The 13,535-nt window shown below is 70.6% G+C and carries 8 protein-coding genes; 3 read left to right on the top strand and 5 right to left on the bottom strand.

The features are described 5' to 3' along the window. Positions 1–385: 385 nt before the first annotated feature. Positions 386–1,954 (bottom strand): S9 family peptidase, encoded by a 1,569-nt coding sequence (locus EBL84_RS06740; RefSeq protein WP_223806968.1) that lies wholly within the window; start codon positions 1,952–1,954, stop codon positions 386–388. A gap of 536 nt (positions 1,955–2,490) precedes the next feature. Between EBL84_RS06740 and EBL84_RS06735 the strand changes: the two genes are divergently transcribed. The 3 genes from EBL84_RS06735 to EBL84_RS06725 are packed head-to-tail and all read left to right on the top strand — an operon-like array spanning position 2,491 to position 3,744. Beyond that, positions 2,491–2,697, top strand: coding sequence for a Trm112 family protein (locus EBL84_RS06735; protein ID WP_005222694.1), 207 nt, complete (start codon positions 2,491–2,493; stop codon positions 2,695–2,697). Next, positions 2,660–3,229 (top strand): Slp family lipoprotein, encoded by a 570-nt coding sequence (locus EBL84_RS06730; protein ID WP_123140112.1) that lies wholly within the window; start codon positions 2,660–2,662, stop codon positions 3,227–3,229. Before EBL84_RS06735 ends, EBL84_RS06730 begins: the two co-directional genes overlap by 38 nt. A gap of 26 nt (positions 3,230–3,255) precedes the next feature. Further along, on the top strand, positions 3,256–3,744 hold the full coding sequence (locus EBL84_RS06725) for a Slp family lipoprotein (RefSeq protein ID WP_165913454.1): 489 nt from the start codon (positions 3,256–3,258) through the stop codon (positions 3,742–3,744). On the opposite strand, the gene rapA is transcribed toward EBL84_RS06725, so the two are convergent. From rapA to EBL84_RS06700, 4 genes are all read right to left on the bottom strand, one after another. After that, positions 3,741–6,521: an RNA polymerase-associated protein RapA gene (gene rapA, locus EBL84_RS06720; RefSeq protein WP_223806967.1), complete on the bottom strand. Its 2,781-nt coding sequence runs from the start codon at positions 6,519–6,521 to the stop codon at positions 3,741–3,743. The two genes, EBL84_RS06725 and rapA, sit on opposite strands and share 4 nt — an antisense overlap. A 357-nt stretch (positions 6,522–6,878) precedes the next feature. Further along, positions 6,879–8,723: a methyl-accepting chemotaxis protein gene (locus EBL84_RS06710; protein WP_123140109.1), complete on the bottom strand. Its 1,845-nt coding sequence runs from the start codon at positions 8,721–8,723 to the stop codon at positions 6,879–6,881. Between the two features lie 218 nt (positions 8,724–8,941). Beyond that, positions 8,942–12,424: an efflux RND transporter permease subunit gene (locus EBL84_RS06705; RefSeq protein WP_123140108.1), complete on the bottom strand. Its 3,483-nt coding sequence runs from the start codon at positions 12,422–12,424 to the stop codon at positions 8,942–8,944. A gap of 7 nt (positions 12,425–12,431) precedes the next feature. Continuing rightward, entirely contained in the window at positions 12,432–13,436 is a 1,005-nt protein-coding gene (locus tag EBL84_RS06700) for an efflux RND transporter periplasmic adaptor subunit (RefSeq protein WP_123140107.1), read from the bottom strand. Positions 13,437–13,535 lie beyond the last annotated feature (99 nt).

The following is a 13,535-nucleotide window of genomic DNA, read 5'->3' as shown; positions in this document are numbered from 1 at the left end:
AGCGCGATCGTTGTCGTGAACAGACAACCGGCGTGGCCGCGTTTGTGTGGGATCGCGGCTCATCATCCTGTCCGCCGGCGTTCGGTCAGTCTACATCCAGAGCGACCGGGGTGCGAAGACCGTAACAGCGCCAGCGGCCAGCGGCCAGCGGCCAGCGGCCAGCGGCCAGCGAAAGTTTGAACCACAAAGGCGCCAAGGGCGCAAAGGGGGGAAGAGCCTCCAGCGGTCAGCCGCCAGCCACCAGTGGCGGCCTCCCCTCGCCAGACACCTGCGCGACGGCTGATGACTGGCGGCTGGTGGCTGGTGGCTGGCGGCTGGCGGCTGATGGCTGGTGGCTGGGGGCTGGCGGCTGGCGGCTGGCGGCTGGTGGCTGGCGGCTGCCCCCTCACCCCACGACCGGGAAGGTCACCGCCACCGCCGAGGCGAAGGCCAGGGCGTTGGCCAGGGCGCCGGCGAGCGGATGGTTGACGCGACGATAGACCCAGCCGCTCAGTAGCCCGTAGACCAGGAAGAAGACCAGGATCGCCGGGATGATGATCACCAGGAAGAACAGCTCGGCGAGGTTGAGCGCCACGGCCAGCGCCAGCGACAGCAGAAACAGCAGTTTGGTCGCGGCATAGGCGCCGCGCCCGGCGCCCTGTCCCCGGGTCACCCACTCGTCGGCAGCGAAATAGAGCGCGGTGCCGCAGAGGATCGCCAGCACCAGCGGCAGACGGTGGGCGTCGGGCACCAGGGTGGTGACGAAGCGATCGATCGGCAAGGTCAGCGCCACCCCGAAGTAGAGCATCACCGCGAGCGTGGCCAACGCCAGCCGCGACCAGTCGACCGGCGGCAACGCGGGCGTCTCGCCGCCCCCGCCGCGCCGACGCACCCACCACAACCCGGCCAGGGTGAGCAGCCCGTAGAGCCCGAAGTGCAGCGACAGGTAATCACCGAGCAGGATCGGCAGCCAGCCGGTGGGCAGCGGCCACAGCAGCAGCGGGGTCAGGATCGCGGGGGCCACCGCAACCGGCCACAGCCGCCGCCAGCCGAGCCCGGCGCCGCGCGGCGTCGCGGCCGCACGCGGCAGCAGCGCCGCCAGCGGCCAGGCGAGCGCCACCAGCCCGAGAAAGAGCAGCGCCAGCGCGCCGCCGCGCCGATCGACGCCGCCCTGGCTGACATGGCCGAAGCTGCGATCGAGCCAGTCGAGCGCCAGGCGCTGGCCTCCCTCGGCATAGAGCACACCGATGTGCTCGGCGCCCTCGACCAACATCAGCCCGCGCCCGTCGCCCGTCTCCGGCGCGCCGTGGACCTCGCCCGGCGCCACCTCGGTGTCGAGCATCGCCGCAAGCCGCTCGAGCCCCTGCGCGTGGAGCATCTCGGGTTCGAGCGCGCCATAGACCAGCAACAGGTTGCGGATCGGCGCCACCTCGGTCTCGGGCGAGAGATAGGGCGAGAGCAGCACGCTCGCCACCACCGTCTCGGGGTGGGCCGCGGCATGGCGCGCGAGCACGTCACCGGCCATCGAATGACCGAGCAGCGCCACCCGCCCGCTCGGGTCGGCGTGTTCGAGGGCGAGCGCCACCGCCGGGGTGAGCCCCGCGGTGAGGATCGCGAGACGCCGCTGCTGATCCTCGAGCGAGGCGACGAAGGGCGCCGGGTTGCGCCCGTGACCGGCGAAGTCGAAGGTGACGGCGACGTAGCCGTTACGCGCCAGGGTCAGGGCATAGGGCTGCATCATCCGCTGCGAGCCGGCGAAGCCGTGGGCGATCACCACCGCCGGGGCGCGCTCGACCCCGGCGGGCCGGTACAGGGTCAGCGGCACCCCGTCGATGCGCTGGGTGCTGATCTCGACCCCGGCGCTGGCCGCATGCAGCCGCCACAGTGAACCGAGGATGGCGACCAGGGCGATGACGGCGACGAGCAGGCGCAGCAGACAGCGCCCCCGACAACGGGCAAGCGATGGCATGGACATGGGCGATGCGGAGGATCCCAGTGGTTGCAGGGGCCGCCCCGACACCCGAAGTCCCGGGACGAACACATTGGAGAGGCATTCTAAGACGACGCCGGGCGCGATCTCCACCGCCAGCGGCCAGCGGCCAGCGGCCAGCGGCCAGCGGCCAGCGGCCAGCGGCCAGCGGCCAGAAGATTGAACCGCCAAGCCGCAAAGAACGCAAAGAGGTGTTCAGGTTGCCAGCGATCAGCCGGCCGGTGGCCGCCTGTCCTCAAGCACGGACGTCAAGGACGTGCGCGACGGCTGATGGCACGCCGTGCTGTTGTCGAGAGCGCCTACCCACTGGCGACTACCCACTGGCGACTGGTGGCTGGTAGCTGGTAGCTGGTAGCTGGCGGCTGGCGACCGCCAGTCGCCCCCTGCAACCCGATCACGCCCTCGCGACGCTCGTCCCCGTCCGCCCGGCGCGCTCGCCAGCGCAACCGTCGGGCGGGTAAACTCAGCCCAACCTGGGGCAGCGGCGCGGCCAGCCCCCATCCATTGCTGAGGAGAACAGAATGCTCGACAAGAAACTGCTCGATATCCTGGTATGCCCGGTGACCAAGGGTCCACTCATCTTCGACAAGGCGCGCAACGAGCTGATCTCGGTCTCGGCCCAGCTCGCCTACCCGATCCGCGACGACATCCCGGTGATGCTCGAGGACGAGGCACGCAGGCTCTCCGCCGATGAACTCGACACCTACCGCGAAGCCAAGGCGGGCTGAACCGGCCCGCCGGCTCGGCGCCATCCTCGCGCTCGGCCTGCCGCTATGGCTCGCCGGCTGCGCCAGCGGTGTGCCCGAGGCCATCCGCCACGCCACCGGGGTGGCCACCACCCCGGCCGCGGCACAGCAGGCCCCGACGGCCCATCTCGGCGAGCGGGTCCGCTGGGGCGGCACCATCCTCGCGGTGCACAACCACGCGGAGCACACGACCATCGAGCTGCTCGCCCGAGCACTCGACAGCAGCGGCGAACCCAACCCGGACACCCCCGGCCAGGGACGCTTCCTCGCCGAGTTCCCGGGCTTCGTCGACCCTGCAGGCTATCCCGAGGAGCGCACCCTGACCGTCGTCGGCATCCTGCTGCCGCCCCGTACCCGCCCGGTCGGCGACTATCCCTATCGCTACCCGGTGGTCGCGGTCGAGCAGTCGCACCTGTGGCCGGAGCCGATCCCGGTGCCGCGCTATCCCGCCGGGGTCTATGCGCCCTACCCTTGGTACGGCCCCTGGCGAGGCCCTTGGTACGGTCCGTGGTGATGCGCCTCGGGAGATCTGCGGGGCTCTTGCTCGGGAGCTTGCTGCTACAGGGTTGCGCCGGGACGCCCGAGCACTGTCATCACCCCGTCGGCGACACCGCGCTCGCCCCACAGACGGCACGCGCCAGCGATCAGGGCACGGTGGTGAGCTGGGGCGGCGTGTTGCTCAGCACCCGCAACCTCGCCACCACCACCGAGCTGATGGTCGAGGCCCACCCGCTCGACGATTGCGGTCGTCCACGCACCAGCCTCCCCGCGCGCGGGCACTTCCTGATCCGTCGACCGGGGTTCCTCGATCCGGCCGAATATCGTCCGGGACAGACGCTCACCGCCACCGGACGGGTCACCCTGGTCACGGACGACCCGCCACGGCTCGATCAGGCATCGCTACAACTCTGGCCGACAGCCGACGCGCAGCGCCCCGCCAGCCGGCCGGTGACCCGTCCCTGGATCAGTATCGGCATCGGCAGTGGCGGCTTCCACGGGGTCGGCGGCGGCATCGGTATCGGCTTCTAGGCGATCACCACCACCCGCACCGCGTCGAGTCGCAGGTGGGTCTTGCCGAGATAGCGCTCGAGCTGCGCGCGCCGCGCCGCCAGCCCCTCGAGCTCATCGGCACGCACATTGGGGTTGACCTCGGCGAGCGCGGCAAGCCGCGCCAGTTCGCCATCGAGACCCTCGCGCATCCGCGCCCGCGCCGCCACCTCGAGACGCTCGCACGCCTGCTGGGCCAGCGTCTCGGCGCGCAGCAGCATCGCCGCCAGTCTCGGGGTCTGCGACTTGATCACCGAGCGCGCGAGCTTGATGTTGCGGGTGAGGCACTCGCCGACGAGGGTGTCGTGGGCGAGCGTATCGGCCAGATCATTGCCCTCGGGGTCGATCAGCAGGCGCAACGGGGTCGGCGGCAGGAAGCGCCCGACATCGAACTCGCGCGGCGCCACGCACTCGGCGACATAGAGCACCTCGAGCAGCATGGTGGTGCGCTCGAAGCGCGCGTCGCGCATCAGCGTCACCGCCGAGGTGCCGAGATCGGAGTCGCACAGCAGCTCCATCGCCTCGCGCACCATCGGGTGCTCCCAGGTGAGAAACTCGCGATCCTCGTGGGCGAGCGCGTCGGTGCGATCGAAGGTGGCGGTCAGCCCCTCGGCGTCGAGCCTGGGGAAGTGCTCCTGGAGCATCTTCTGCCCCGGGCGCACGATCACCGAGCCACCGCTGCCGGGCTCGTACTCGACCCCGAAGGCATCCCAGAAACGGCCGATGTAGTCGGCCACCTCGCGACCGCCGTCCTCGGACTCGATCGCCTCGACCAGCGCGGCGGAGCGCTCGGGACGGTGCGAGTGCAGCTCGAGCAGGCGATCGCGACCACCGGCCAGATCCTGCTCCAGCGCCGTGCTGCGCGCGCGCGCCGCGTCGATCAGTGCCGGCAGGTCCTCGGGGTCGCGCAGGACCTGGAGCAGTTGATCGGAGAGCGACTCGAACACCGTGGTGGCCGCCGGTCGCGGCTGCTCGAAGGCACCCAGCCCCTCGGCATACCAGCGATACAGGGTCTCGCCCGGACCGCCGGCGAGATAGGGGACGTGGATGCGGATGGTCTCGGTCTGACCGATACGATCGAGCCGACCGATACGCTGCTCGAGCAGATCGGGCTCGAGCGGCAGATCGAACAGCACCAGATGATGGACGAACTGGAAGTTGCGCCCCTCGCTGCCGATCTCCGAACACATCAGCAGCTGGGTTCCGTCCTCGTCGGCAGCGGCGAAATAGGCCGCGGCGCGATCACGCTCGACGATCGACATGCCCTCGTGGAACACCGCGGCATGGATCCCGGCGCGTCGCTGCAGGGCCTCGCGCAGGGTCAGCACGGTCGCGGCATCGGCGCAGATCAGCAACACCTTGGCCGGGCGCAGCGCGCGCAGGGTCTCGATCAGCCAGTCCACCCTGGGGTCGTGTGTCTCCCAGTCGGGCCCGAAGCCACGCTCCGGGTTGAGCCGCGCGCCGGTGCCCGGGATCGCGGCGAAGGCCGGGGGCTCGGGCAGGGGGTGCGGGATCAGCTCGCGCGCGGGGAAGCCTTCGATCGCCGCGCGGGTGTTGCGAAACAGCACCCGCCCGGTGCCGTGACGGTCGACCAGACGCTCGATCAGCTCGGCGCGATCGACCCCTTCGGTGTCACCGACCAGCCCGGCGAGCAGCGCCGCCTGGTCCGGCTCGAGCGGGGCCTCGTCGAGCAACCGCGCCGCCAGCTCGGCGACCGGCGCGTACTCGGCCTCCTCGGCCTGGAAGCTGGCATAGTCGTGGAAGCGCGCCGGGTCGAGCAGCCGCAGCCGCGCGAAGTGCCCGGCCCGCCCGAGCTGCTCGGGAGTGGCGGTGAGCAGCAGCACCGCGGGGGTGATCTCGGCGAGCGCGGCGATCAGCTCGTACTCGAGGCTCGCGTCTTCCTCGTCCCAGGTCAGGTGGTGGGCCTCGTCGACCACCAGCAGGTCCCACTGCCCGTCGAGCACCGCACGCGCGGCATCGGGTTCCCCGGCGATCAGATCGAGGCTGCAGAGCACCTGCTGTTCGGCATGGAAGGGGTTGTCCTCCTCGATGGCGTCGAAGCGCGCGCGGTCGAACAGCGCGAAGCGCAGGTTGAAGCGTCGACGCATCTCCACCAGCCACTGGTTGAGCAGTGGCTCCGGGGTCACCACCAGCACCCGACGCGCACGCCCGGTGAGCAACATGCGGTGCAGGATCAGGCCCGCCTCGATGGTCTTGCCCAACCCCACCTCGTCGGCGAGCAACACCCGCGGGGCCTCGCGCTCGGCGACCTCGGCGGCGATATGGAGCTGGTGCGGCACCGGCGCGACCCGTGCGCCGAGCAGACCGAATACCTCGGAGTCGGCCTCGCGCTGTCCGCGCAGCCAGGTCTGATAGCGCAGACTGAACCAGCGGTCGCTGTCGATACGCCCGGCGAGCAGCCGCTGCTGCGGCCGGTTGAAGCGCTGGCGGTCGTCGAGTTCGAGTTCGGGCAGCTCGCAGCGCGCCCCCTCACAGTCCTCGCAGACATAGTTGATCAGTCCACCCTGGGTGCGGGTATCGACCACCACCAACTCGCGCCCGGCACGGTCGCGGATCCGCTCACCGGGGGCGAGTTCGACCCGGACCAGGGGCGCGCTCTGGCGCGCATAGAGCCGCGTCTCGCCCACCGCAGGAAAGGCGATCTGCACGCAACGCGCGTCAACGGTGGAGACGATGCCCAGACCCAGTTCACCCTGGGTCTCGCTCAGCCAGCGCTGGCCGGGTACGAAATCATCCATCATGCTCGATTCAAAGTCGTCGGAGAAAAGCGCGCTATGCTACACCGACGCACCCGGCAACCCCAGGGGCGAAAACGCGCTCGGCCACCAGCGTCCAGCGATCAGCCGCCAGTGGCTAGCATAGTCCGGCCGGCGACCGGTGGCTGGCGACCGGCGGCTGGTGGCTGGTGGCTGGCGGCTGGCGGCTGGTGGCTGGCGGCTGGTGGCTGGCGGCTGGCGGCTGGCGGCTGGCGGCTGACGACCGGCGACCGGCGGCTGGTGGCTGGTGGCTGGTGGCTGGCGGCTGGTGGCTGGTGGCTAGTGGCTGGCGGCTGGCGGCTGGCGGCTGGCCGCTGCCGCCTGCTGACCGCTGCCGCCTCACGTCTCGAAGCGCGCGATGTTGCGCGCCAGGACCTCGGCCTGGGCGGCGACCTGCCCGGCGGTGCGGGCGTCGTCCTCGGCGCGCGCGGCGGTCTCCTCGGTGAGGTCGCGGATGGTCACCAGATTGGCATCGAGCGCGCGACCGACCTGACTCTGCTGCTCCACGGCGGTGGCGATCTGGGTGGTCATGTCGAGCATCCGCTCCATCTCCACGGCGATGCGTTCGAGCAGCTCACCGGCCTCGCGGGCCTTGGCGACGCTCCCTCGCCCCTGCTCCAGACTGGCATCCATCTCGCCCATCATCGCGCGCGCCTCGGCACGCACCCGTTCGAGCGTCTCGCCGATCTCGCGGGTCGAGCCCTGGGTGCGATCGGCGAGCGCGCGCACCTCGTCGGCGACCACCGCGAAACCGCGCCCGGCCTCGCCGGCGCGCGCCGCCTCGATCGCGGCGTTGAGCGCGAGCAGATTGGTCTGCTCGGCGATGGCGCCGATCACCGCCAGCACCGAGTCGACCTGCTCGGCGTGCTCGACCAGGGTCGCACCGATCCGCGCCGACTCGGCGAGCCGCTCGGTGAGCGCCTCGATCCGCGCCACCGTCTCACCGACCGCCCGCTGACCGGCCTGGGCATTGCCGCTGGCCTCGCGTGCCTGCTCCGCGGTGGCGTCGGTATTGCGCGCGATCTCCTCGATGGTGGCGGCCATCTCGGTGACCGCGCTGGCCACCTGCTCGGTCTCGGCGCGCTGGGTGCGCAGCCCGGCGATGGTGCTCGCCGAACTCTCGCTGAGCGTCGCGGTCGCCCCGCGCAGCGCGGCGCTCGCCTCCCCGCCCTGCTGGAGCAACTCGCGCAGCAGCTGGATCATGGCGTCGAAATAACGCCCCATCTGCGCCAGCTCGTCACGCCCGGCGAGGGCGATGGTCTGGGTGAGATCGCGCTGTTCGGCAATCCGCTGCATCACCCGGGCGCTGTGCCCGAGGCCTCGATCGAGCTGGCGGGCCAGTCCCAACACCAGCGCCACCACCAGCACGGAGACCGTCGTCACCAGCCCGATCAGGGCGAGCGCGGTGCGCTGGCGCGCCACCCCCAGCAGCGCGTCGACCTCATCGACGACCCTGGTGAGCCGACTCTGGCTCTCGGCGAGTCGCGTCTCGAAGGTACCGCGCAGCCCGGCGTCGGGCGCGAGTCCGATCCGCTCGCGCCCCTCGACCAGGGCGAGGAAATCACGCCGGTAACGCTCCAGGGCGGCACGGGTCGTCGTCTCCGCGCCCCCCAGGTCGGCGAGCAGCCGGGCATGGTTGTCCTCGAAACGGGCGACATAGTCGCGCACGTCGCGCAGCATGAAGTCTTTCTCGTTGCGCCTGAGCTGGAGGATGCCGACCAGCAGATCGTCACGCCCCAGCGCCTCGACCGCCGCCTCGGCCTGATGCACCGCCTCGCGCAGGCTGCCGTAGAGCCCCGAGCGTGGATCCAGCCCGACCTCGCGGTAGGTCGCCACCAGGCGTTCGAAGGCGTCGGTGGCCTGGTCGAACGCGCCGGTAAAGGGCTCCAGGACCTCCCCTCCGAGCCCCTGCCGATCGAGCCGCGCGCGCAGCGCGGCACGCAAACGCACGAGCGATTGCGCTCGCGCCTGGAAGCGATCGATGGAGGCCGGATCGAGTTGGTCGATGAAGAGACGGGCCTCGCGTTCGAGACCGGTCAGTTCGAGCGCGAGTTCGAGCAACTGCTCCTTCGACTCGTCGAGCGAGGCGGCCCGCTGCCAGGCCCACCAGGTGGCGCCCAGCACCGTCGTCAACGCCAGCAAGACGACGACGGCCAGGGCGATGAGCTTGAGACGAATGCGCATACTACGGCTCCTCACCAGGAGATCATGCATCATCGCGCTCGGTGGCAGGGGGAGCGCGCCCAGCCCGCTTGCCCGGTCGGGTCGCCGAGGGCACATGCGCCGCTCGAGACCCTTCGATTGCACCGTCGCGCACCCCCTTCGGCGTCAACAGCACGCAGCCGCTTCAATCGGGTCATACACCAAAGAATATAGGCTATCCGAGCATGGATGATGACCGCTCAGGCCGCGCTCTCGGTCTCGAAACCGCGCAGCACGCGTTCGAGTTCGAGCAGGTGACGGGCCTGGGGGTCGAGCCGGCGAGCACGCGCGAGATAACGCCGGGCGCGCTCGACATAACCGGCATCGCCACCCAGACGGTGGAGATAGAGCAACAGCGCCTGCACCAGCGCGGAGGCGAACAGGGTCGACTCCGGGGCCTGGTCGGCAAGCCACTGCAGCTCGCGGATCGCCGGCTCCAGCTCGCCGGCGTCGACCGCGGCGACCGCGGCGCGATAGCGCTCGCGCCACTCCAGGTCGGGGATGCGCGCGGCCGCGACGCGCGCGCGGCGGGCCCCGCCACCGAGCCGCTCCGACCACCGCGCCCAGGGCCCGGGCTCGCCCTCGACGAGCAGCGGCAGCAGTGCCAGGCGCTGCAGCGGCGAGGGCGGCGGGCGGGTGAAGACGAGATAGAGCGCGGGGATGAAGAACAGCGTCAGCAGGGTCGAGAAGCCGAGCCCCCAGACGATCGCGGTGGCCACCGGCCCCCACATCAACGACTCGCCGGCGAGCCCGGTGGCCAGCGACACCAGCCCGGCGATGGTGGTCAGCGAGGTGATGATGATCGGCACCACCCGGCGGCGCGCGGCGGCGACGACGGCGCGCGCCACCCCCAGCCCGTTGGCGAGATAGCGGTTGGCGGTGCTGATCAGCACGATACAGTCGTTGGCCGCGATCCCGGCCAGCGCCACCACCCCGTAGAGGGTGTAGAGGCTCAGCGGATTGGCGCTGGCGAACAGTCCCACCACCACGCCGATGAAGGCCATCGGCACGGTGGCGAGCACCAGCAGCGGCTGGCGGTAGCTGACGAACTGGGCGCCGAGGATGAGATAGATCAGCCCGAGACCGACGACGAACAGCACCAGGATGGCATTGAGACTCTCCTCGATGTCGTCGTTCTGCCCGGTGAGATCGATGTCGACGCCGGGGTAGCGATCACGGGTCTCGGCCCAAAAGGCGCGGATGGCGAGGTTGGCGCTGACGGTGTCGGTCCGGGTGCTGTCGATGTCGGCCTCGACGGTGATCGCGCGCCGGAAATCGTAGTGACGGATGTTACTGGTGGTGCGCTGGGTCTCGACCCGCAGCAGCTTGCCGAGGGCGATCTCGCTGCCGTCGGGCAGCCCCACCGGATGATCGAGGAAGGAGCGGGTGTCGAGCAGCGCGCGCGGCGCGCCGCGCACCCGCACCTCGAGACGCTCGCCTTGGTGCTGCATGCTCGCCACCACCTCGCCGTCGGCATAGAGGCGCACCATCCGCACCACCTCGGCCGGGCTCAACCCGGCGCGAACGATGGCATCGGGGTCGAGACGCACCTCCAGCTCCATGCGCCCGCGGGTGTCGTCGTCGCTGATGTCGACCACCCCCGGGGTGGCGGCGAGGAAGCGCTTGATCTCGGCGCTGGCCGCGCGCAGCTCGGCGACGTCGTCGCCACGCACCTTGACGTTGATCGCCTTGAGCGTCGGCGGCCCGATCTTGCGCCGCAGGAAGGAGACCTCGAGCGGTCCCGGCACCGCCTCGACCGCCGCGCGCACCGCCGAGATCAGCGCCTCGACCCCGCGCCGTCCGGGCGCGGCCGGTTCGAGGCTGACGAACACCTGCCCCTTCTCCTCGCCGAACATCGGCTCGGTCTCGGTGAAGCGCTGCCCGGCATAGCTGATCAGCGCCCGCGCCTCGCCCTCACGCAGCTCGGCGCGCACCCGCTGCTCGATCGTCTCGAGGGTGGCGAGGGTCTTCTCGACCTTGGTGCCGGGCGGCATCTCGACGTTGATGTAGAACAGCCGATAGAGATCGGTGGCGAAATAGTCGACCCGCACCAGCCCGCCGGCGACCATCGCCACCGCACCGCCGAGCAGCACCGCACCGAGCGGCGCGATCCACCAGCGCAGCCCGAGGAAACGCACCAGCGCCCGCGCGAAGCGCCGCCGCAACCAGTCGGTGGCGCGCAACCGGGCGCGTTGCACCTTGCCGGGATGAGCCGGGTCGACGCGCGCCTCGAGCATGTGGCTCGGCAGCATCCAGTAGGCCTCGACCAGGCTGATCAACAGCGCCAGGGTGACCACCGCCGGGACGAACTTCATGTAATCGCCGAGCACCCCGGGAATCAGCATCAACGGCAGGAAGGCGGCGATGGTGGTGAGCACCGCCGAGCCCACCGGCACCGCCACCTCCTGCAACCCGGCAACGGCCGCGGCCACCCCCTCGTAGCCCTCGCGCAGCTTGTAGTAGATCGCCTCGACCACCACCACCGCATCGTCGACCAGCATCCCCAGGCTGATCACCACCGCCAGCAGGGTGGTCGAGTTGAGCGTCTGGCCGAACAACGCGAGCAGGATGAACACCCCGCCGAGCACGAAGGGGATGCCGATGCTGGTGAGCACCGCCACCCGCAGGCCGAGAAACAGCCACACCATCACCAGCACCAGCGCCAACCCGACCAGGGCGTTGCGCTCCATCACCCGCACCGCGTGCTGGGTGGCCAGGGTCTGATCCTCGAGCAGCACCAACTCCAGGCCCAGGGTGGCGAACCCGGCGTTGGCCCCGTCCATGTAGTCGCGGATGCGCGCGAGCAGCTCGATGTTGTTGATCTGGTCGGCCTTGAACACCGACAGCAACACCGCCGGATGCCCGCCGTAGCGCACCAGTTCGTCGGGCTCGTCATGACCGCGCACGATCTCGGCCACCGAGCGCAGCGGCAACTCACCCAAGGCGGTGACGATCGGCAGATCCTCGAGATAGCGCGGATCGTCGCTGGTACCGACCACGCGCACGAACCACTGCTGATCGCCCAGCGAGATACTGCCGGCGGCGAGATCGCGAAAATAGGCGGTGACGGTATCGGCGAGATCGACCGGCGAGACGCCGAGCCCGACCAGGTGCTCGGGGGAGAAGTCGACCTGCAGCTCGGGGTCGGTCTGACCGATGCTTTCGACCCGGTCGACCCCGGACATCCGCTGCAGGTCCTTGCGCACCTGCACCGCCGAGCGGCGCAGCTGCTCATCGGCGGCGCGCCCGACCAGCGCCAGGGTGGCGGTGGGGAAGGCGTTGGCGCTACTGACCTCGACGATCTCGGGCTGGCGCGCATCGGCCGGCAGCTCGCGCAGCTGGCTCTGGATCTCGCGCCTGAGGTCGTCCATGCGCTTGTCGAAGGCCGCGGGACCGATGTCCTCGAAGCGCACCAGGATCGAGGCGATCCCCTGGCGGCTGTTGCTGCTGACGAACTTGGTGTCGTCGACCCGCTCGATGCCCTCCTCCAGCGGTTCGGTCACCCGGGTCTCGACGTCCTCGGCCGAGGCCCCGGGCCAGATCACCCGCACCGTCACCCAATTGAAGTTGACGCTCGGGTCCTGCTCGCGCGGCAGCTGCAGATAGGCGATGGCGCCGAGCACCACCACCAGCAGAAAGGTCAGGTTGGTGAGGACGTGGTTGCGGATCAGCAGCGCGAACATGGCCGTCTCAATCCACCCTCACCGCCTGACCGTCCTCGACCCGGAAGCGCCCGTCGACGATCAGCCGGGTGGCCGGTGCCAGACTGGTGGCCGCCGGGTGGCCCGCACGCGCCTCGGGCAGCGGCAGGAAGCGTGCGTGGCCGTCGGCGAGCACGAACACCCCGAGACCGCCATCGCGCTGCACCAACAGATCGGCGGGGATGCGCCCGCCGCCGACCCGCCAGCGCAACCGCCCGGTGGCACCCGGTGGCGCCGGTTCGGCGGCGAAGCGCAGCCGGACCTCGTAGGTGCGCAGCCGCCGCTCGAGGAGCGGCAGCACGGTGCGCAGCCGCACCGGATGGTCGCGCAACCGACCGGCGAAGCGCATCTCGGCAGCGGCCTCCAGACCGTCGAGATCCTGCTCCTGGACCTTGGCGCTGACCTCCACGTTCTCGTCGTCGAGCAGACGCAGGATCTGGGTACCGGGCACCGCATAGTCGCCGACGCTGGCGATGCGCTCGATCACCACCGCATTGAGTGGCGCGGCGATGGTGCACTTGGAGGCGGTGTACTCGGCGGCGTCGAGCGCGGCCTGGAGCCGGTCGAGCTCGGCCTTGCGGGTGCGCGCGTCGGCCTCGCGCTTGTCGAGTTCCTCCTGCGAGATGCTGCGTCGCTCCGAGAGCCGGCGCGCGTTGTCGAGCTGCAGCTCGCTGAACTCCAGGGTGGCACGCCCGGCATCGAGCGCGGCGCGGGCGCGGGCGACCTCGATGCGGTGCGGGGTGCAGTCGACCCGGGCGAGGACCTGACCGCGCTCGACCCGATCGCCGACGGCCACATCGATCGCGGCGATCACCCCGTTGATCTCGGCACCGAGCCGGGTGTCGTTGAGTGCCACCGCCTCGGCCGGCGCCTCGCGCACCGGATGCACCAGCACCGCCCCCAGCTCGACCGTGGTCACCGGCAGGGGCGACTCGGCGCCGACCAGTTCCGGCAGCAGCAACAGTACCCCAGTGATGAACATCCGCAGCATCATTAAGCATCCCTGTCCCGCCCCTGCCGTGACGACCGACGACCGTCTCAGCAAGGGGCTCGTGCCCTTATCACGGAATCAACCGACACCGACGTGACGATC

It is taken from the genome of Marichromatium sp. AB31 (assembly GCF_003718685.1).
GTDB classification, from domain to species: Bacteria; Pseudomonadota; Gammaproteobacteria; order Chromatiales; family Chromatiaceae; genus Marichromatium; species Marichromatium gracile.
The sequence above is the reverse complement of the archived record's forward strand: the minus strand, read 5'-3'. Positions and strand labels throughout refer to the sequence as shown.

Bases quoted from the DNA above. Each gene is read 5' to 3' on its own strand.
- EBL84_RS06740 (WP_223806968.1), bottom strand. From the start codon at position 1,954: ATGTCCATGCCATCGCTTGCCCGTTGTCGGGGGCGCTGTCTGCTGCGC.
- EBL84_RS06735 (WP_005222694.1), top strand. From the start codon at position 2,491: ATGCTCGACAAGAAACTGCTCGATATCCTGGTATGCCCGGTGACCAAG.
- EBL84_RS06730 (WP_123140112.1), top strand. From the start codon at position 2,660: ATGAACTCGACACCTACCGCGAAGCCAAGGCGGGCTGAACCGGCCCGC.
- rapA (WP_223806967.1), bottom strand. From the start codon at position 6,521: ATGGATGATTTCGTACCCGGCCAGCGCTGGCTGAGCGAGACCCAGGGT.
- EBL84_RS06710 (WP_123140109.1), bottom strand. From the start codon at position 8,723: ATGCGCATTCGTCTCAAGCTCATCGCCCTGGCCGTCGTCGTCTTGCTG.
- EBL84_RS06705 (WP_123140108.1), bottom strand. From the start codon at position 12,424: ATGTTCGCGCTGCTGATCCGCAACCACGTCCTCACCAACCTGACCTTT.
- EBL84_RS06700 (WP_123140107.1), bottom strand. From the start codon at position 13,436: ATGATGCTGCGGATGTTCATCACTGGGGTACTGTTGCTGCTGCCGGAA.